Raw genomic sequence first — 20,243 nt, forward strand, 5'->3', positions numbered from 1 at the left:
CTTTTTACATTATTCTTTTTCTTGATAGTGTGGTAAGAAAGTTTCCATCAAGAATGAAGTATCGTAGTCCCCTGCTATCACGCGACGATCTGAAATCAGATCAAGTTGGAAATCAGCATTGGTGACAACCCCTTCAATTTCGAGTTCATAAAGAGCTCGTTGCATTTTCATAAGTGCATCAAAACGATTTTCACCATGAACAATAATTTTAGCAATCATACTATCATAGTATGGCGGAATGGTATAACCAGGATAGACTGCTGAATCCACACGCAAGCCCACACCACCACTTGGTAGATAAAGATTGGTAATCTTACCTGGACTTGGTGCAAAATTAAAGGCTGGGTTTTCCGCATTGATACGGCACTCAATAGCATGTCCTTTTAGAACAATATCTTCTTGCTTCAAGGTCAAAGGTTGACCTGCTGCGATACGGATTTGTTCCTTGACAATATCCACACCAGATACAAATTCGGTTACTGGATGTTCTACTTGGACACGCGTATTCATTTCCATAAAGTAGAATTTACCAGTCGCTTCATCTAGTAGGAATTCAATGGTACCAGCATTCTCGTAACCAACAGACTCTGCTGCACGAACTGCCGCAGCACCAATTTCATTACGAAGGGTTTTTCCAATAGCAATCGAAGGACTTTCTTCTAAAACCTTTTGGTTATTCCGTTGCAGCGAACAGTCACGTTCACCAAGGTGAATAACATGTCCCATCTGGTCAGCAAGAATCTGTACTTCAATATGGCGAGCAGGATAGATCACACGCTCTAGGTACATCGCTCCATTACCAAAGTTGGCTTTGGCTTCACTAGAGGCTGTTTCAAAAGCTGACACGAGATCTTCTGCTCTTTCAACCTTACGAATCCCTTTACCACCACCTCCAGCTGAAGCTTTCAGCATAACTGGATAACCAATTTTTTCGGCAATAGCGAGGGCCTCTTCTGCAGTATGGACTTCTCCATCTGATCCTGGAATGACAGGCACGTTTGCCTTAATCATTTGAGCACGGGCGTTAATTTTATCTCCCATGATATCCATGACACGAGCTGATGGTCCGATAAATTTGATCCCAACTTCTTCACACATGGTTGCAAATTTGGAATTTTCACTTAAAAAACCAAATCCAGGGTGAATAGCTTCAGCTTCAGTCAAGACCGCAGCTGATAGGATGGCATTGATGTTCAGATAAGATTCTGTAGCCTTCCCAGGGCCGATACAGATAGCCTCATCAGCCAAAAGCGTGTGGAGAGCTTCCTTGTCAGCAGTCGAATAGACAGCGACTGTTGCAATTCCTAATTCTCGTGCCGCACGAATAATACGAACAGCGATTTCACCACGATTGGCAATTAAAATCTTACGAAACATGGAAAACCTCCCTAGTTTCCAATAGCAAAGGTTAGAGTCCCGCTTGCTGCAAGCTTACCATCTACTTCTACCTTCGCTTCTACTACGGCGATTGTGCCACGACGTTTGACAAAAGTTGCTGTCATGACAAGCTGATCACCAGGAACAACTTGTTTCTTAAATTTAACTTTGTCCATACCAGCGTAGAAGACCAGCTTCCCTTTGTTCTCAGGTTTTGATAATTCCAAAACACCCGCTGTTTGTGCCAAAGCTTCCATGATCAAGACACCTGGCATTACAGGGTAGGCTGGAAAGTGTCCGTTGAAGAAAGGTTCGTTAATCGTTACATTTTTAATAGCAACGATTGTATCTTCACTAACTTCTAAAACACGATCCACTAAGAGCATGGGATAACGGTGTGGCAAAGCTTCTTTAATTCCTTGAATATCAATCATTTGATACGTACCAAGCCTTTCCCGAACTCAACCATTTCTTCATTTCCAACTAGAATTTCTGTTACAACACCATCTTTAGGTGCTGGAATTTCGTTCATAACTTTCATGGCTTCGATGATGACCAAGGTTTGACCTTTTTTAACAGTATCACCGACTGAAACAAAATTAGGTTTGTCTGGTCCCGCAGCCAAGTAAGCAACTCCAACCAGTGGACTCTCTACTAGATCTCCTTCAGCTACAGATTCAGTAGCGCTTGTTTCTGAAACTACTTCTACAGCTGGTGTTGAAGTTGGAGCTTGTGGTGCAACTGTAGGTGCAGTTGCTGGAACTACAGGTTGAGGTGCTGTACTTGCTTCTGCAACAAGTTTTGCTTCATTCTTGCTGAAGAGCAACTCATCCGTTCCATTTTTATAAGAAAATTCTCTCAAGCTCGACTGGTCAAACTGCGCCATCAAGTCTTTGATTTCATTTAAATTCATCTTTACTTATTCTCCCAACGTTTGAAAGCAAGAACTGCATTATGCCCACCAAATCCAAAAGTGTTTGAGATAGCATAAGGAATTTCACGTTCCAAGCCTTGTCCATAAATAACATTTGCTTCAATGTAGTCTGATAATTCTGTTGTTCCAGCTGTCATTGGAACATAGTTGTTACGAATTGCTTCAATTGTTGCAATGGCTTCAACTGCACCTGCTGCACCGAGCAAGTGTCCTGTAAATGACTTAGTTGAAGATACAGGTACTTCCTTACCAAGAACAGCTACAATCGCTCCACTTTCTCCCTTTTCATTAGCAGGAGTTGAGGTACCATGAGCATTGACATAGGCTACTTGGTCTGGTGTAATCTCAGCTTCCTCCAAGGCAAGTTTGATAGCTTTAATAGCACCTTGTCCTTCTGGATGTGGTGAAGTCATATGGTAGGCATCACAAGTGTTACCGTAACCAACAACTTCAGCTAAGATAGTTGCACCACGTTTTTCAGCATGCTCTAAACTTTCAAGAACCAACATACCTGATCCTTCACCCATGACAAATCCATTACGATCCTTATCAAATGGAATAGAAGCACGAGTTGGGTCTTCTGTTGTTGAAAGAGCTGTTAAGGCTTGGAAACCAGCAATGGCAAATGGAGTAATAGAAGATTCTGAACCACCAACTAGCATGATGTCTTGGAAACCAAATTTGATAGAACGGAAGGCATCCCCGATAGCATCATTTGATGAAGCACAAGCTGTATTGATAGATTTACAAATCCCATTTGCCCCAAAGCGCATAGCAACATTCCCTGCAGCCATATTTGGCAAGGCTTTTGGAAGTGTCAATGGTTTTACACGTTTTGGTCCCTTATCATGTAGTCGAAGCACTTGGTCTTCGATTTCTTTGATACCTCCGATACCTGATGCCACAATGACACCAAAGCGGTCTTTATCAAGTGCTTCAAGGTCAAGATTTGCATTGTTCACTGCTTCTTGAGCTGCATACAAGGCATACAAAGAATAGTCATCAAAACGGTTGGTATCTTTTTTTACAAAATATTTGTCAAAAGGAAAATCCTGAATTTCTGCCGCATTATGAACATCAAAAGCACTGTGATCAAACTTGGTGATTTCACCAATTCCAATCTTTCCATTTTTTAGACTATTCCAAAATTCCTCTGGTGTGTTCCCAATTGGAGATGTTAATCCATAACCTGTTACTACTACTCGATTTAGTTTCATTTTTATACCTCTATTTTAACTCTTATTGCATGGTTAGTCCACCATCAATTGCGATGACTTGTCCCGTTAGATAATCTTGACCTGCAAGAAAGGCTGTCACCTCTGCGACTTGCTCAGCTTGGCCAAATTGTTTCATCGGAATTTGTGCCAACATGGCTTCTTTCACCTTATCAGATAGAACTGCAGTCATATCTGATTCAATCATTCCTGGAGCAATGGCATTGACACGCACATTGCGATTGGCAACCTCACGTGCTACCGATTTGGTAAATCCAATCAAACCGGCCTTGGAAGCAGCGTAATTTGCTTGACCGATATTTCCCATCAAACCAACGACACTAGACATATTGATGATAGCACCTTCGCGAGCTTTTATCATCGGTTTTAAGACTGATTGTGTCATATTGAAGGCACCTGTCAAATTGACTTTTAAAACCTTCTCAAAATCTTCTTCTGTCATCTTCAGCATGAGAGTGTCTTGAGTAATCCCAGCATTATTAACGAGAACATCAACTGAACCCAGCTCTTCAATGGCTTGGTCCACCATACGCTTTGCGTCCGCAAAATCAGAAACGTCACCAGAAATAGCAAGGACCTTCACTCCGTATGGTTTAAATTCGGCTAGAAGCTCCTCGGAGATTTCACCACGACTATTCAAGACAACATTGGCTCCCAAGCTGGCAAATTTATGAGCAATGGCAAGACCAATCCCTCGACTTGAGCCTGTAATAAAGACATTTTTCTGTTCTAGTTTCATTTTTCTCCTTTCAGAACTTCTACCAGTTTGGTCTAATTTTCTAAGAGTGCTAGTAAACTTGCTTGATCTTCCACATTAGCAAGTTGAGCTGTTTTATCAATCTTTTTGACGAATCCTGACAAAACTTTACCAGGTCCAATCTCGATAAAACGAGTGACACCCGCTTCTTGCATGACTGCAATACTTTCATAAAAACGAACGGGTTCCTTAACTTGACGAGTCAGGAGTTCAACAATTCGTTCTTTTTCCACGACCTTTGCTTCTGTATTGCCAACAAGTGGACAAGCAAAGTCACTAAACTCAACATCTTCTAGGGCTTGAGCTAATTTTTGACTAGCAGGTTCCAATAAAGCTGTATGGAAAGGACCAGAAACATTGAGCGGAATCAAGCGTTTTGCTCCTGCTTCTTGCAAGAGTTCAACTGCACGATCCACAGCAACCACCTCACCACCAATAACAATTTGACTTGGGGTATTGTAGTTAGCTGTAGTTACAACGCCAAGTTGAGAAGCTTCTTGACAAGCTTGTTCAATAACTTCAACTGGAGTATTGAGTACTGCTACCATTTTACCAGATCCAGCAGGTGCCGCTTCTTCCATATAAGCACCACGTTTAGCAACTAGAGCCACCGCATCTTCAAAATCCAAGGCGCCACTAGCTACAAGGGCAGAATATTCACCAAGAGACAGGCCTGCCACTATATCTGGTTGGTAACCTTTCTCCTTTAGTAGTCGGTAAATGGCAACGGATGTAGCCAAAATAGCTGGTTGTGTGTAACGTGTCTGGTTTAGCTTCGTTTCATCATTATCAATCAAGTCACGAAGGTCATATCCTAAGACCTGGCTAGCTTGGTCGATTGTTTCCTTTACGATAGCATATTGGTCGTATAGCTCACGTCCCATTCCAAGGTACTGGGCTCCTTGACCTGCAAATAGAAAGGCTGTTTTAGTCATTTCTTGTAACTCCTGCCCAACGAGTGGCTTCTTTTTGAATTTTCTCAGCTGCACCATAGTAGATATCTTTTAAGATTTCTTCAACTGTTTCTTCTTTAGATACCAAACCTGCAATCTGGCCGGCCATTACTGAACCGCCATCTACATCACCATGGACAACAGCCTTAGCTAAGGCTCCAGCACCCATTTGTTCAAAGATTTCTAAGTCTGGATTTTCTTGTTTAAAGGCATCTTTTTCAGCTTGCTCGAAATCACGAGTCAATTGATTTTTGATGGCACGAACTGCGTGACCAAAATGTTGTGCTGAAATAGTTGTATCAATATCACGAGCTTTTAAAATCTTAGCTTTGTAGTTTGGATGAGCATTTGATTCTTTAGCAACTACAAAACGAGTTCCTACTTGCACAGCCTCTGCACCAAGCATAAATCCAGCAGCAGCTCCCTCACCGTCTGCGATACCACCTGCAGCGATAACAGGAATTGAAACAGCCGCCGCAACTTGACGAACCAAGGTCATGGTTGTTAATTTACCAATGTGTCCACCGGCTTCCATACCTTCACAAATGACAGCATCTGCACCGATTTTTTCCATACGTTTAGCCAAAGCTACGCTAGGAACTACAGGAATAACGGTGATTCCTGCTTCATGAAATCGCTCCATATATTTACTTGGGTTCCCTGCACCAGTTGTGACTACCTTAACCCCTTCTTCAATGACGAGGTCAACAATATCATCAACAAATGGAGACAAGAGCATGATATTGACACCAAAAGGCTTGTCTGTTAAAGATTTAATCTTATCGATGTTGGCTTTAACCACTTCTTTAGGTGCGTTTCCTCCACCAATGATTCCGAGACCACCAGCTTTTGAAACAGCTCCAGCCAAATCGCCATCTGCTACCCAGGCCATTCCACCTTGGAAGATAGGATATTTAATATTTAATAATTCAGTGATACGTGTTTTCATATTGCCTCCATAAGTCTTGCTTACGTAATAGTTCGACTTTATTATAATTTGACGGTCAAACTATTACCTAAACAAGAGGGAGCGGGTCTCCCCTACTCCTTCTTTATTTATTCTAATTATTTAGTTTGCTCTTCAACGTAAGCAACCAAGTCGCCAACTGTTTTCAAGTTGTCTTCAGCTTCGATTTGGATATCAAAAGCGTCTTCGATTTCTGAGATTACTTGGAACAAGTCCAATGAATCTGCATCCAAATCATCAAAAGTAGATTCAAGTGTTACTTCTGATGCATCTTTTCCAAGTTCTTCAACGATAATTTCTTGTACTTTTTCAAATACTGCCATGATAGACTCCTTTAAAATAAATAGTTTTTTATAACAATGTGATCACCACATGATTACCTAAATTGTAACAATAAGTGTGCCCCATGTCAAACCTCCACCGAAACCTGACAAGAGAATTTTTTGGCTACCATCCAAATGGATGAGCCCTTTTTCTACACACTCAGAAAGTAAAATCGGGATACTTGCCGCACTAGTATTTCCATACTTCATCATATTAGCAGGAAGCTTGTCACGATCGACACCGATTTTTCTAGCCATCTTATCTAAAATTCGAATATTAGCTTGATGAAGCAAGAGATAATCGAGTTCATCTGCTGATATTGGACTTTTTTCGATGGTCTGTTTAATAGATTTAGCCACGTCTCGAATTGCAAAGTCAAAAACTGCTCTCCCATCCATTTTCAAGAAAACATCTGGTTCTTCTTGAATCGAAAATGGTGAAATCAATCCTGTCTGTCCATAAGTGAGACACTCACCACGAGAACCATCGCTATTGAGACTTTCAGCTAAGAAATGTTTTTGGTCACTTGCCTCAAGTAGCACACCACCAGCTCCATCTCCGAACAAGACAGCTGTTGAGCGGTCAGACCAATCCAAAGATTTTGACATAGTCTCGCTACCGATAACCAGACCCTTTCGATATGTTCCTGAAGAAATGAACTTTTCTGCAGTTGATAGGGCAAAAACAAATCCACTACAGGCAGCTGTTAAGTCATAGGCAAAAGCCTTGTGAGCGCCGATTTTAGCCTGAACACGAGCGGCTGTTGAAGGCATCATCGAGTCAGGTGTCATCGTAGCTAGAATGATAAAATCCAACTCTTCAGCAGAAATCCCTGACTTCTCTAGGAGTTGTTTTGCAACTGCCGTTGCCAAATCTCCTGTTGATTCTGTCTTAGAAATGCGACGTTCCTTAATCCCAGTTCGACTTGAAATCCATTCATCACTCGTATCCATAACCTGAGCTAAATCCTCATTTGTGACAATCTGCTCTGGTACATAATGAGCAACCTGGCTTATTTTTGCAAAAGCCATTATTTCAAATCCTCCAAAAATTGATAAAGATTGGTCAAACCTTTACTCATGACATCCATTTCCTCTGGGCTCATGCCTTCGATAATTCTTTCGACCATGGCCTTGTGGAAACGTTTATGGAGACGATGTACGAGTCGACCTTTCTTGGTCAAATGCAGATGTACTACACGACGATCCTGATCTGAACGTAAGCGTTCGATGTAACCTTTTCGTTCCAAGTTGTTCAAGCTAGTTGTCACTGTTCCTAGAGTTACCATCAACTCTTTGGACACTTGACTTGGTGTCACATCTGGAAACTTACCAATCACATCAATTGTGTGCATTTCCTTGATAGAGATGTCCTTGAAACGACTACCTCGCAAACTCACTTCCTCAATCACCAGGACGTTATTAAAAATAGATGTTAAATAGTCATTGATCCGTTGGTAGTCCAATTCTCTTCCCTCCCTTATCAAAAAAGTTTAACTATCAAAACATTTGACAAAAAAAGTATATCAAACTTCAAAGAATTGTGCAAGTATTTTTTTACTTTCCGATAAATTTTGGACGTCGTCTTTCAGAATGTGCACGAACACCTTCTTTAAAATCTTCCGTATAAGATAGAGATTTTTGCAATTCCAGTTCTAGCCGTGCGTACTCGTGCCACTGCTTAAACTCGCTTTCCCAGACTAACTTCTTAATAGCAGCATAAGAGTTAGAGGAGCCTCTTCTCAACTTCTTCAACAGTTGTTCTCTTGTCTTTTCCAGTTGATCACTAGCACACAGACGATAGACAGCTCCAGCTTCCAGTGCTTTTTCTGCTGTGAAAGCTTCTCCAGTCATAGCTAATTGCGTTGCCCGAGTCGCACCTAGTGATCGTGTAAGCAAGAATAAGCCACCCGCATCAGGAGCTAAGCCCACACCTACAAAGGCCTGAATGAATTTAGCTTTGTCAGAAGCAATACAGAAATCAACTGCTAAAGCCATATTAGCCGCAGCTCCAGCAACTGCTCCATCCACCTCCATAATGACTGGTTTAGGAATTTGTTTAATCTTATAGGAAATCGTATTTACCAACTCCGCAATTTGGGTAAGGGAGGCAATATCATCCTCATCGACTGCACGTTTCATTTCTACTAAATCCCCTCCAACGGAGAAGACTTTGCCAGCAGCATTAATGAGAATAAACGAAACCGAAGCATCTTTTTCAGCCAATTCCAATGCTTCTAGAATTTCTTGACACATAGGAATATGAAAACCATTGGCCACCTCAGGACGATTTAAAGTTAGTATCGCTAAATCGTCTTGAACTTGATAGAGAATATGATCCATAGGCACTCCTTTCAATTTACAACGAAGATTAAATTATTTTATTTTCAAATTATATCTTTTTTTGATTTATTAAACAAGAGAAAAATCGACCAAAAATGTATCGGCCGATTTTTAAAAGCTTAGTTTATTCTCTAAAAATGAAGGAAAACCAGTACTTGCATCATCTTTGAAATCATAAATAACTTCAATCATCCGCCCTCCTTCTCTCTGATAGAGCTGTTCTTGGTTGGATCCTTTAAGGTGGAATTCTCCTGAAACCATATAAAAAATACGATTTGGATCTTCTAGGTAGGCAAAAAGATTCCCTGTAAAAGGAGCTTCCTTATCCCCGTCCTTTTCATCTGTTCGACAGTAAAACTTGACTCTAGCTTCATAGTTAGGTTTGACGATAATCTTTTCAGAGAGAATTCGATAAGTCCTTGACTTACTATCTGGCAAGCCGATAGATACGATAATTTTAGCCCTCTCAACTGATATCTGACCTTCCTGAGCATACTCAATCGCTAATTCTTCTCCGGTCAAACGACCACTGGGAAGAGAATGATAAGTTGCTCCGATACTTGTAGGAATCATCACGAAGGTGAGGAATAGTATTAAACAAAACACTCTTTTAATCATCTTGCTCAACTCCTTTATATGTGAAGAGTTTTCCCCCTACACCTTTATTATAAGCTTTCCTGATGAGACGTTCAAACAATTATATAGGACATTTTCCAGATTGAAAAAAGTCCCTCTTTCTGCTATAATCGTATAAAATACTTACTTTAGGAGTTCTTATGAAGGTTGTTAAATTTGGTGGAAGCTCGCTTGCCTCTGCTAGTCAATTAGAAAAAGTTTTAAATATTGTCAAAAGTGACCCAGAACGTCGTTTTGTGGTTGTATCTGCCCCTGGTAAACGCAATTCTGAAGATACTAAGGTGACAGATGCCTTGATTAAATACTACCGCGACTATGTGGCTGGAAATGACATTAGCAAAAGCCAAAACTGGATTATTGATCGCTATGCTGCTATGGTTAGCGAATTAGGTCTTAAACCAGCCGTTTTAGACAAAATTTCAAAAAGCATTCGCTCTCTAGCTACTCTTCCAATTGAAGATAATAAGTTTCTCTATGATACCTTCCTAGCAGCTGGAGAAAATAACAATGCCAAGTTGATTGCAGCCTACTTTAACCAAAATGGTTTGGAAGCGCGTTATGTTCATCCTAGAGAAGCTGGTATCGTTGTTACGAGCGAACCTGGAAATGCACGTATCATCCCATCAAGTTACGATAAAATCGAGGAATTGACAAATTCAACTGAAGTTCTTGTTATCCCTGGTTTCTTCGGTGTTACGAAAGAAGATCAAATTTGTACCTTCTCACGCGGGGGATCAGATATTACTGGTTCTATCATCGCTGCTGGTGTCAAGGCTGACCTCTATGAAAACTTTACGGATGTAGACGGAATCTTTGCAGCTCACCCTGGTATTATCCATAAGCCACACTCTATCCCTGAATTGACCTACCGTGAAATGCGTGAATTGGCCTATGCTGGATTCTCTGTACTACACGATGAAGCACTTCTACCAGCCTACCGTGGGAAAATTCCTTTGGTTATCAAGAACACCAATAACCCTGACCATCCAGGAACTCGTATCGTACTACAACATAGCAGCGACAAATTCCCAGTTGTTGGTATTGCTGGAGATTCTGGCTTTGTCAGCATTAATATGTCTAAGTACTTGATGAACCGCGAAATCGGTTTTGGTCGTAAAGTTCTTCAGATTCTTGAGGACCTTAATATTGGTTGGGAACACATGCCAACTGGTATCGATGACCTGTCTATCATCTTACGTTCACGAGAATTAACTCCGATCAAGGAAGAAGAAATCCTTCGTCAATTAGTCCAAAAAGCAGAGGTAGACCACGCTGAAATCGAACACGACCTCTCTATCATTATGATTGTTGGGGAAAAAATGAAGCGTCATATCGGGGTAACTGCTACAGCCACTCGTGCCCTATCTGAAAACAAGATCAACATCCAGATGATGTCACAAGGTTCTAGTGAAGTTTCTATCATGTTTGTTGTCCAAAAAGACCAAGAAAAATCTGCTATCAAGGCGCTCTACCATGCCTTTTTCGGAGAAAGTAAGGAAGACTAAGTATGGCACAATCTCTCAACAAGGTCATTGACCTACAAACTACTGGAACTTCTTACCTTTCTATACAAGGTAAAGTTGGAAAATTTCTGGTCGGAGATCATGCCCTAGAATTTTACTCAGATCGTAATGTCGAGGACTATATTCAAATCCCATGGTCCAGCATTAATCAAATCGGAGCCAATGTTTCAGGCCGCAAGGTTAGTCGTCATTTTGAAATCTTTACAGATCAAGGAAAATTTCTCTTCGCCTCAAAAGACTCTGGAAAAATTCTTAAGATTGCTCGTGAAAAATTGGGAAATGACAAGGTAGTCAAACTTCCTACCTTAGTTCAAATCATTGGTCGAAAAATTAAAAATCTATTTGCAAAAAAATAGAAAGTTTAGTATAATCATAGAAACGGATAAGTAGGTTACTTCCTTCTTTCAGAAAGTCTGCGGGTGCTGCGAGCAGATAGAAGATTTAATTGAAATTCTACCGTTGTTTTAAATCAAATACAGAATCAAGTGCACACCTGTGAAGTTGGATGGAACCGTGGCCCTGCCACTCCAACGCTTTGTCAGGTGTGCTTTTTTCATAAAGGAGTTTATATGTTAGATATCAAACGTATTCGTACAGACTTTGATGCTGTCGCAGAAAAACTAGCTACACGTGGTGTAGATGCTGCTATCTTGAACGAGATGAAAGAAATCGATGCCAAACGACGTGACATCTTGGTTAAGGTTGAAACACTCAAGGCTGAACGTAACACAGTTTCTGCTGAGATTGCCCAAGCTAAACGTAACAAGGAAAATGCAGACGACAAGATTGCAGCTATGCAAACCCTCTCTGCCGAGGTAAAAGCTCTTGATGCTGAATTGGCAGAAATCGATGCGAAATTGACTGAATTTACTACTACACTTCCAAATATCCCAGCTGATAGCGTGCCTATCGGTGCAGACGAAGATGATAACGTAGAAGTTCGCCGTTGGGGAACTCCTCGCGAGTTCGACTTTGAACCAAAAGCTCACTGGGATCTAGGTGAAGATCTTGGTATTCTTGACTGGGAACGTGGTGGAAAAGTAACTGGAGCGCGCTTCCTCTTCTATAAAGGACTTGGGGCTCGTTTGGAACGTGCTATCTACAACTTTATGTTGGATGAGCATGGAAAAGAAGGTTACACTGAAGTCATCACACCTTACATGGTTAACCATGATTCTATGTTCGGTACTGGTCAATATCCAAAATTCAAAGAAGATACATTTGAATTGAAAGATACGAACTACGTCCTCATTCCTACAGCTGAAGTTCCTCTGACCAACTACTACCGTGATGAAATTCTTGATGGAAAAGACTTGCCAATCTACTTTACTGCTATGAGCCCATCATTCCGTTCTGAAGCTGGTTCAGCTGGTCGTGATACTCGTGGTTTGATTCGTTTGCACCAATTCCACAAGGTTGAAATGGTGAAATTTGCCAAACCTGAAGAGTCATACGAAGAACTAGAAAAGATGACAGCCAACGCTGAAAACATCCTTCAAAAACTCAACCTTCCATATCGCGTAGTTGCTCTTTCTACAGGAGACATGGGCTTCTCAGCTGCTAAGACTTATGACTTGGAAGTATGGATCCCTGCGCAAAATACCTACCGTGAAATCTCAAGCTGTTCAAATACAGAAGATTTCCAAGCTCGTCGTGCCCAAATCCGTTACCGTGATGAAGCCGATGGTAAGGTTAAACTTCTTCATACTTTGAATGGTTCTGGACTTGCTGTTGGACGTACAGTCGCTGCTATCCTTGAAAACTATCAAAACGAAGATGGTTCTGTGACCATTCCAGAAGTTCTTCGTCCATACATGGGTGGAGCTGAAGTTATCAAACCATAATTAAATAGATGTAAAAAGAGGAGGCTGAGCTTCCTCTTTTTGAGTAATTCAAAAGAAACAGGTAGAAATCTTTCATTCTACCTGTTTTTATTTATTTCTTAGTAGCCACCCATCATAGATGGATCCATAGCTGGCGCTGGTGCAGCGGGTTCTGGTTTGTTAGCTACGACTGCTTCTGTTGTTAGAATCAAGCTTGCTACTGAAGCTGCGTTCTGAAGGGCTGAACGACTAACCTTAACAGGATCGATAATTCCTGCTTCAATCATGTTGACCCATTCACCTGTTGCAGCATTGAAGCCTGTTCCAAGCTCTGCATTTTTCAAACGATCAATAACAATTGAACCTTCATAACCTGCATTGTAAGCGATTTGACGTACAGGTTCTTCCAAGGCACGAAGAACAATGTTACGTCCTGTTGCTTCATCACCTTCTAACTCCAAGGCAGCAACAGCAGAGATAACATTAACAAGGGCAGTACCACCACCTGCAACGATTCCTTCTTCAACAGCTGCACGAGTCGCGTTTAGGGCATCCTCGATACGGAGTTTCATTTCTTTCAATTCTGTTTCAGTTGCAGCACCGACCTTGATAACTGCTACCCCACCTGACAACTTAGCCAAGCGTTCTTGGAGTTTTTCACGGTCAAATTCTGAAGTTGTTGTTTCAATTTGTGATTTGATGACAGCAACTCGGTTAGCAATTGCTTCAGGATTACCTGCACCTTCTACAATGACTGTACTATCTTTATCAACAGACACTTTAGCTGCTTGACCAAGCGCTTCAATGGTAGCATCTTTCAATTCAAGACCAAGATCTTCTGTGATAACAGTTCCACCTGTCAAAATCGCGATATCTTCCAGCATAGCCTTACGACGGTCACCAAATCCAGGCGCCTTAACAGCAACTACGTTGAAAGTCCCACGAATCTTGTTCAAAACAAGAGTTGGCAGAGCTTCACCATCAACATCGTCTGCAATGATCAAGAGTGGACGACTGCTTTGAAGAATGCTTTCTAGAAGTGGCAAGATTTCTTGGATATTTGAAATCTTCTTATCTGTAATCAAAATGTATGGATTTTCAAGGTCTGCAACCATTTTTTCATTGTCAGTGACCATGTACTGTGATAGATAACCACGGTCAAATTGCATTCCTTCTACAACTTCAAGCTCTGTTTCCATCCCACGTGATTCTTCTATGGTGATGACTCCATCCTTGCCAACTTTTTCCATGGCTTCAGAGATGTACTCACCTACTTTTTCAGAACGAGAGGATACGGCAGCGACTTGTGCAATAGCTTCCTTGCTTGATACTGGAATGGCATTGTTCTTCAAGGCTTCTACAGCAGTTGCAACTGCTGCTTCAATCCCACGACGGATACCGATTGGGTTTGCGCCAGCCGTAACGTTTTTGATCCCTTCACGAACAATAGCTTGGGTCAAAACTGTTGCAGTAGTTGTCCCGTCACCAGCAATATCATTGGTTTTAGAAGCCACTTCTGACACCAATTTGGCACCCATATTTTCAAAATGGTCTTCTAGTTCGATTTCTTTAGCGATGGTTACACCGTCATTGGTAATCAATGGTGAACCAAATGATTTTTCAAGAACGACGTTACGGCCTTTAGGTCCCAAGGTTACTTTAACAGTATCAGCTAGGATATCAACACCACGTACCATAGCTGAACGTGCATCAGATGAAAATTTAATGTCTTTTGCCATACTTACTTCCTCCTATTATTCTTCCACGATTGCTAAGATGTTAGCTTCACCAACGATGACATATTTTTCGTCACCATCTTTGACCTCGATACCTGCATGAGCTTCAACCAAGACACGGTCTCCAGCTTTAACACTTGGAGCAACCAAGTCACCGTTCAAGGTACGAACACCTTGTCCAGTAGCCACAACTTGAGCTGTTTTGGTTTTTTCTTGGGCTGAACCTGCGAGGACAAAACCTCCAACAGTTTGTTCTTTTTCTTCGATTTTTAAGACCACACGGTCTCCTAATGGTTTCAACATCTGCTTTCCTCCATAACATAATCATATTGTTAGCACTCTTTACGAACGAGTGCTAAACCATAGTTCTATTGTATCACTTAGTCAGAAATAGTCAAGAAAAAACACCTCAAAATGAATGAGATGTTCCTTTAATACTAATTGAGAATCGTCAATTTTTGATTGAAATCATTGATAACCTTTTGGAGATTGATCCGTCCTCGATAGATACCATATCCAAAAACCACCATTCCCAATATTCCAACCAAGGCAAGTAAAATTCCGAAAATTAAGATTGGGAGGAAGCTTTTATGAAAGAGATAAATTAAGACCATACCTATACTGGCAATGATAAAGAGTAAGCTAAACCAACGGCCAAGATTTTCAATCATATGACGTTGATACTTAATTTCTGTTTCATATCCATTAACAAGTTCTTGTTTTGTAACCATGAGGATTCTCCTGACAAAAATTGAGAATGAAGGGTAAGAGAAGGAGGTTAGTCTACTTCATTCTCAAAATTTTCTACTAGTAAGTATGTGCTTTTCTTGAGCTTAGTAATTAAGATGTGGGTCAAAGATACCTAGAGCAACACCGACCAAAGCGACAACAACTAGAAGCAACATTACTTTGTTTGGTGAAACTTTTTTCTTAGACATTAACCACCAGCAAATAGTGATGAAAGTTGCTGTCAAGAGACCTGGATAAACACCATCAATCTTTTCTTGGATATTTAAGAAGACTTTTCCTTCAGAATTCTCGAATTGAAGAGCTGTTGTAACAGATACCCAAGTTGCTGCTACCGCACCGATAACCATACCGCCGACAACGCTGATTGCTTTACGAAGTGCTTGTCCTTTTGGTCCTACTAGGAATTCAACGGCTTTATCCCCTAATTGATACCCTTTAAAGAAGGCAAAGCGCATACCAAAGTATACTAAGAGGTTCCATACGACGATGTAGAAGATAGCACCAGCGATGTTACCACCTTTAGAGAGACCAAGGGCAATCCCCAAAAGAACTGGAATCAAGGTCCCAACGACCAAAGAGTCACCGATACCAGCGATTGGCCCCATCAAACCGGCACGCATACCATTGATGGTTTCACCATCCACTGCATCTCCGTTTGCACGCGCTTCTTCCAAACCAGCCGTAATCCCTACAACGAGAGAGCCAAGTTGCGGTTCAGTATTGAAGAAGGCAGTATAGGTTTGCATAGCATCTTTTTGTTCTTCTTTTGTATCATACATTTCTTCTACGATTGGAAGCATAGAAGTCAAGTACCCAAAGGTTTGCATGTGTTCTTGAGAGAAACAAGTCAAATGACCATAATACCAATGATGAAATGCTTTTGCTAATGTTTTCTTTGAAATTTTCTTTCTATCAGCCATTTTAAATATCCTCCTCATCATCGTCTACGTAAACAGCCCCAGCTGGAACAGCTTTCATAGATTTGATTACTTCAAGTTCATAGTAGATTACTGCAAAGATCAATGAAACAACTGCACTCGCTACCAAGTTCAATCCTAGAGATTTAGCCAAGGTAAATCCAACAAAGAATGGAATGAAGTCAGTTGCTTTTGTAACAATTTGTTTCAACAAGATAGCAATACCGACACATGGGAGAAGGGCTCCAACTGTAAAGAGGGCTTTCATCCAGAAACCATCCATAGGAAGGTAAAGTTTCATCAAATCAACCATGTTTTCACCATATTTGGTGATAATCATAGTTGGAAGGAAAGAGAAGAGGAAGTGAGAAATCCAAGGATAAACCCAGTCAACTGCGTAGAGTTTTTTGAAGTTTCCTTCTTCAACGGCTTTCCAACCAATGTGTTGCCAAAGCAAGTTCATTGTAGCTGTACCGTAGAAAAGAACAGTACCGATTGTCCCAACGGCTGCACCGATTGGGGCTGCTGCTGCTGCAATTCCAGCTTCGTCTGTGATGTGATTTGCATGCACAAACAAGATAGCAAGAGGAACACCGATATAAGAGATTGCACGAACATCAGCAGATACGGTTCCACCAGGTGTTACCAAGGCGATATAAACGACTTGAAGGGCAACCCCGACCATAATACCGGTTGTCACATCTCCAAGAATTAAACCTGAGATCAACCCACCGATCAAGGGACGACCGAGTGTATAGTTCCCGATACTGGAACCTCCCATACCAGGCATTGAAGACAAGCTGGCGAAAACTGCAAGCAAGATTGCTTGAATCCATGAAATTGTCATAACAAACGCTCCTTTTGTTTGTAAATTTATTTACCTAACTAATAAAACTGTTAGGTTTAAAAACCAAATTTAGATTTGAAATCATCCCAGTAACCAATTGAAACATCCGGCAACAATTGGAATTTCACCTTATATCCTGCTGCTTGAATAGCCTGAAAGGCTTCTGCTTCTTCCTGGGTGATGGATTGGTTATTGCCCAATTTCATTGCACCAGGTCTATCATTTGCAGGGCCAACGATGATTTCTCTGACATCACCTGGGACAAAACCTTGATCCACCAAAATTTCCTTCATATCGATTGGGTTTTTGGTAATCAAGAAGTACCGACTGTCAGATTCCGTTACTTTTGCTGACTTTTCTTTAAAGGCTTCTTTTGTCCATACAAAGGTTTTCTTGTCTGATGCGCCTTTGTAAGCTTGGATCAAAACCTTGTTTGATGCTGCTGCATCGTTTACGGCAATCAAACCATCACATGGTTTTTCTTTTGCCCAGCGTGTGACTGTTTGACCGTGAATCATGCGATCATCAATCCGTACAAATGTTACTACCATAAGGTACCTCCCAATTAAATATCGTCATCATCTTCTTCAGCACTAGTGGCTGAAACTTCAAAAGGTTGTAGTGCAGATTTTGCTTCTGATAAGATAGTTGCTGACAAATCGTCTCCATCCAACACATCCTTCATCACAACTGCTGTCAGGGCCATGGTCAGGTTCATCCCACCAAGAATCAAAGTTCCATCTAGCTTTCCAGCTTCTTCTAGGACACTGGCTGCCGTGGTTAATGGACTACCACCTACAATGTCTGCCAAGACCAGCACAGAATCATCTGCTGTCAATTCTGAAATGCTCTCTCTAAAACCAACTGCAAATTCATCGACTGATTTTCCTTCTTTAAGTCCAACTGCGATGACCTGATTCATCTTGTCACCAGCAAACATAGCTAGCGATGTTTTTAGTCCTTCTGCCAATCCACCATGACTGACTAAAATGAGATATTTCATTTTGCTACACCTCCTTTATTTGACTCTATTGTAGAATATTTGGAAGCGCTTTTACATTGTCAAATGTCACATGATAAACATGACATTTAGCAACAAAAAAATGACATCTGTCACTTGACACAATGTCATCTTATTTTTCTTTAAACTCCTACCTGAAGACTACTTTCAATTTCCCTCTGAATTTGAGGCAAGCGGTTCTCGACATCTTGATCGCGCAAAGCATTGCCAATCAAGTAGTCCAGCTTTTCCAACATTTCTTTAGAGACATTCTTGGGACTACTTTCAACAGCTTGTTCCATGATACGATTCAAGGTCTGATTGGTCAAGGAGTCCGTGCCAAAATCATCTACCTGTAAAAGATCTTTACTAGATTGACTTTGGACCACCTGTGGCATAACGGAAATCCCTTGAGATTGAGCAAAGAGGAGTTGTTGAATTTCTGGATCTTCTGTCAACAATTGCATCAATTCCCAAGCTAACTTGGAATGAGGAGTCCGAGCAGACATGGCAAAAGAAGTCGTCGTAACCAAAGTCGCCTTGGTAGTTTTTGACTTAGCAGGCATAGGGATACAGGTCCAGGTGAAGTTTGAATATTTTGAAACATGGTAAGGATAAGGTTTATAGGTTCTATATTGAGCCAAAGTCATGGGATAAAAAGCGACTTTTCCCTGGTCAAAATCTTTGGAACTCACCTTATAGTTCTTATTCAGCTCTTCCAATTTTTGTAAAAAAGTCAATGATTCTTTGACTTCTGGAGCCGTAAGTTTAAGCATCCCACCTTGAAAGAGACTACCCCCATTTGCTGCCAAAGCTTCTTTCCATGTATATTCTGTACTCCCAAACTGATCCAATTGACCATCTCCATTGGTATCTTTGGTTAGTTTTTTACAAATTGTATAGAACTCTTCCAAGCTCCAACCTTCCTTGGGAACCTCAATGCCTTCTTTATCCAGCAAATCTTTATTGACACACATCAAAATAGGATTACTTTCATAAGGTAAGGCATAGGATTGCCCCTGATAGACACCTGATTCAAATGCAACAGGATAAAAAGCAGCTTGGTCTTCTTGATTCATATAGTCATTTAATTTCTCTAGAACGCCACGCGCCGCCAATAAGGACAGATCTTGTTCAGAGACCATGAACACATCCGGCGTCTTTCCTGAAACAATCTTTTCTGAGAGCCAGTCTGAATAATCTGACTGTGGAATCCCATTTTCATATTCCACACGGACATTAGGATGGGACTTTTCAAATTTTTGAATCGCAAGATCCAAAGCATGGGAGCGTTGACTGGTCGGTACATCCCAACTAGACCCTGCATAAACGCCTATATGGAGCACGATCGGTTGTTGTTTCCACCAATAAAAGCCAGTACTCACAGAGACCACAAAAAGGAGAACGATTCCCCAACAAAGATGCTTTCGGTTTAATTTCATTCCGTATTTCCTTTTGAAAAATCGCGTCTAGTCACTCCTGTTTGAACTGACCAAATTGCTAATTGCGTTCGATCTCTTAGGTTTAATTTCGCCAAAATCGTTGATAAGTAATTGCGCACAGTTCCTTCTGATAAGAAGAGTTTTGCAGCAATTTCTTTGTTTGACTCGCCATAACCGACTTCTTGAATAATTCGCCATTCTGTCGTGCTCAAATCCTTGACGTTGTCCTCATCCACAGCAATAGAGAAATTCGATTTGGCCATTTGAGAGAAGATCTGAAAGACCTTGCTTGCGATATTGGGATTGATCATAGCTCCACCCTGATGCACCACCTTAATAGCCTCATAGAGCTCTTCTGTAGAGGCTCCCTTTAAGAGATATCCTGAAGCACCATACTTGAGTGCACTATAGATAAATTCATCATCGTCAAAAGTTGTTAAAATAATAATTTTGATATCCGGAAAGTGTTCTTTTACTTCTTTTGTAGCCAAAACCCCATCCATGCCTGGCATCCGAATATCCATCAGGATCAGATCAGGATGCGTCTGTGGAATACTGGACAAGACATGATTCCCATCTTCCACTGTAGCTACAACTTCGATGTCGGAGTGAGCCGACAAAATAATTTTCAAAGATTCTCGAATCAAAGCTTGGTCATCTGCCACCATTACTTTTATCAC

Annotated in this window: 24 protein-coding genes; 3 read left to right on the forward strand and 21 right to left on the reverse strand. The window is 41.1% G+C overall.

Annotated features, from left to right (window positions below; translation table 11 throughout):
- Nucleotides 1-9: 9 nt before the first annotated feature.
- The 12 genes from accC to HMPREF1116_RS09995 all read right to left on the reverse strand — a co-directional run bounded on the left by accC (nt 10) and on the right by HMPREF1116_RS09995 (nt 9,507).
- Entirely contained in the window at nt 10-1,377 is a 1,368-nt protein-coding gene (gene accC / locus HMPREF1116_RS09940; protein ID WP_000488669.1) for an acetyl-CoA carboxylase biotin carboxylase subunit, read from the reverse strand.
- Nucleotides 1,378-1,388: 11 nt separating this feature from the next.
- Nucleotides 1,389-1,811 (reverse strand): 3-hydroxyacyl-ACP dehydratase FabZ, encoded by a 423-nt coding sequence (gene fabZ / locus HMPREF1116_RS09945; RefSeq protein WP_000565508.1) that lies wholly within the window; start codon nt 1,809-1,811, stop codon nt 1,389-1,391.
- Nucleotides 1,808-2,290 (reverse strand): acetyl-CoA carboxylase biotin carboxyl carrier protein, encoded by a 483-nt coding sequence (gene accB, locus HMPREF1116_RS09950; RefSeq protein WP_001052296.1) that lies wholly within the window; start codon nt 2,288-2,290, stop codon nt 1,808-1,810. Before accB ends, fabZ begins: the two co-directional genes overlap by 4 nt.
- Before the next feature lie 2 nt (nt 2,291-2,292).
- Complete coding sequence (gene fabF, locus HMPREF1116_RS09955) at nt 2,293-3,528, reverse strand: beta-ketoacyl-ACP synthase II (RefSeq protein WP_000774041.1); 1,236 nt, start codon at nt 3,526-3,528, stop codon at nt 2,293-2,295.
- A 22-nt stretch (nt 3,529-3,550) separates the two neighbouring features.
- Nucleotides 3,551-4,285, reverse strand: a complete 735-nt coding sequence (gene fabG / locus HMPREF1116_RS09960; RefSeq protein WP_000764330.1) for a 3-oxoacyl-[acyl-carrier-protein] reductase — start codon at nt 4,283-4,285, stop codon at nt 3,551-3,553.
- Between the two features lie 32 nt (nt 4,286-4,317).
- Nucleotides 4,318-5,238 (reverse strand): ACP S-malonyltransferase, encoded by a 921-nt coding sequence (gene fabD / locus HMPREF1116_RS09965; RefSeq protein ID WP_000167655.1) that lies wholly within the window; start codon nt 5,236-5,238, stop codon nt 4,318-4,320.
- Nucleotides 5,231-6,205, reverse strand: coding sequence for an enoyl-[acyl-carrier-protein] reductase FabK (gene fabK / locus HMPREF1116_RS09970; protein WP_000857460.1), 975 nt, complete (start codon nt 6,203-6,205; stop codon nt 5,231-5,233). Before fabK ends, fabD begins: the two co-directional genes overlap by 8 nt.
- Nucleotides 6,206-6,321: 116 nt before the next feature.
- A complete protein-coding gene (locus tag HMPREF1116_RS09975; protein ID WP_000257840.1) occupies nt 6,322-6,546 on the reverse strand; it encodes an acyl carrier protein in 225 nt (74 codons plus the stop codon).
- 57 nt (nt 6,547-6,603) lie between these two features.
- Entirely contained in the window at nt 6,604-7,578 is a 975-nt protein-coding gene (locus HMPREF1116_RS09980; protein ID WP_000852939.1) for a beta-ketoacyl-ACP synthase III, read from the reverse strand.
- Nucleotides 7,578-8,012: a fatty acid biosynthesis transcriptional regulator FabT gene (gene fabT / locus HMPREF1116_RS09985; protein ID WP_000386343.1), complete on the reverse strand. Its 435-nt coding sequence runs from the start codon at nt 8,010-8,012 to the stop codon at nt 7,578-7,580. The genes HMPREF1116_RS09980 and fabT overlap by 1 nt, the downstream gene beginning before the upstream one ends.
- Before the next feature lie 91 nt (nt 8,013-8,103).
- Nucleotides 8,104-8,889 carry an enoyl-CoA hydratase gene (locus HMPREF1116_RS09990; protein WP_000349594.1) on the reverse strand — a complete coding sequence of 262 codons (786 nt, stop codon included), beginning with the start codon at nt 8,887-8,889 and terminating at the stop codon, nt 8,104-8,106.
- A 111-nt stretch (nt 8,890-9,000) separates the two neighbouring features.
- Nucleotides 9,001-9,507 carry a hypothetical protein gene (locus HMPREF1116_RS09995; RefSeq protein ID WP_007555879.1) on the reverse strand — a complete coding sequence of 169 codons (507 nt, stop codon included), beginning with the start codon at nt 9,505-9,507 and terminating at the stop codon, nt 9,001-9,003.
- 158 nt (nt 9,508-9,665) lie between these two features.
- Here HMPREF1116_RS09995 and HMPREF1116_RS10000 point away from each other — a divergent pair, with 158 nt between their 5' ends.
- From HMPREF1116_RS10000 to serS, 3 genes are all read left to right on the forward strand, one after another.
- Nucleotides 9,666-11,030, forward strand: a complete 1,365-nt coding sequence (locus HMPREF1116_RS10000) for an aspartate kinase (RefSeq protein WP_000869655.1) — start codon at nt 9,666-9,668, stop codon at nt 11,028-11,030.
- 2 nt (nt 11,031-11,032) lie between these two features.
- Entirely contained in the window at nt 11,033-11,404 is a 372-nt protein-coding gene (locus tag HMPREF1116_RS10005) for a DUF956 family protein (protein ID WP_000079367.1), read from the forward strand.
- 213 nt (nt 11,405-11,617) lie between these two features.
- Complete coding sequence (gene serS, locus HMPREF1116_RS10010; protein WP_000884217.1) at nt 11,618-12,892, forward strand: serine--tRNA ligase; 1,275 nt, start codon at nt 11,618-11,620, stop codon at nt 12,890-12,892.
- Between the two features lie 98 nt (nt 12,893-12,990).
- On the opposite strand, the gene groL is transcribed toward serS, so the two are convergent.
- From groL to HMPREF1116_RS10055, 9 genes are all read right to left on the reverse strand, one after another.
- The gene (gene groL / locus HMPREF1116_RS10015) at nt 12,991-14,610 is read right to left on the reverse strand and encodes a chaperonin GroEL (RefSeq protein ID WP_001030003.1); all 1,620 of its coding nucleotides are present in this window, start codon (nt 14,608-14,610) and stop codon (nt 12,991-12,993) included.
- Between the two features lie 15 nt (nt 14,611-14,625).
- The gene (gene groES / locus HMPREF1116_RS10020; RefSeq protein ID WP_000917321.1) at nt 14,626-14,910 is read right to left on the reverse strand and encodes a co-chaperone GroES; all 285 of its coding nucleotides are present in this window, start codon (nt 14,908-14,910) and stop codon (nt 14,626-14,628) included.
- A gap of 134 nt (nt 14,911-15,044) precedes the next feature.
- Complete coding sequence (locus tag HMPREF1116_RS10025) at nt 15,045-15,338, reverse strand: hypothetical protein (RefSeq protein ID WP_000256767.1); 294 nt, start codon at nt 15,336-15,338, stop codon at nt 15,045-15,047.
- Between the two features lie 102 nt (nt 15,339-15,440).
- Complete coding sequence (locus HMPREF1116_RS10030) at nt 15,441-16,295, reverse strand: PTS system mannose/fructose/sorbose family transporter subunit IID (protein WP_033586897.1); 855 nt, start codon at nt 16,293-16,295, stop codon at nt 15,441-15,443.
- The gene (locus tag HMPREF1116_RS10035) at nt 16,279-17,121 is read right to left on the reverse strand and encodes a PTS mannose/fructose/sorbose/N-acetylgalactosamine transporter subunit IIC (RefSeq protein WP_000156207.1); all 843 of its coding nucleotides are present in this window, start codon (nt 17,119-17,121) and stop codon (nt 16,279-16,281) included. Before HMPREF1116_RS10035 ends, HMPREF1116_RS10030 begins: the two co-directional genes overlap by 17 nt.
- A 56-nt stretch (nt 17,122-17,177) precedes the next feature.
- A complete protein-coding gene (locus tag HMPREF1116_RS10040) occupies nt 17,178-17,672 on the reverse strand; it encodes a PTS system mannose/fructose/N-acetylgalactosamine-transporter subunit IIB (RefSeq protein ID WP_000261776.1) in 495 nt (164 codons plus the stop codon).
- A 14-nt stretch (nt 17,673-17,686) separates the two neighbouring features.
- Entirely contained in the window at nt 17,687-18,124 is a 438-nt protein-coding gene (locus HMPREF1116_RS10045) for a PTS sugar transporter subunit IIA (RefSeq protein ID WP_000876219.1), read from the reverse strand.
- A gap of 140 nt (nt 18,125-18,264) precedes the next feature.
- On the reverse strand, nt 18,265-19,563 hold the full coding sequence (locus HMPREF1116_RS10050) for an ABC transporter substrate-binding protein (RefSeq protein WP_000774036.1): 1,299 nt from the start codon (nt 19,561-19,563) through the stop codon (nt 18,265-18,267).
- The gene (locus HMPREF1116_RS10055; RefSeq protein ID WP_025171300.1) at nt 19,560-20,243 is read right to left on the reverse strand and encodes a response regulator transcription factor; all 684 of its coding nucleotides are present in this window, start codon (nt 20,241-20,243) and stop codon (nt 19,560-19,562) included. Before HMPREF1116_RS10055 ends, HMPREF1116_RS10050 begins: the two co-directional genes overlap by 4 nt.

This window comes from Streptococcus sp. SK140 (assembly GCF_000259525.1).
Taxonomy (GTDB): domain Bacteria; phylum Bacillota; class Bacilli; order Lactobacillales; family Streptococcaceae; genus Streptococcus.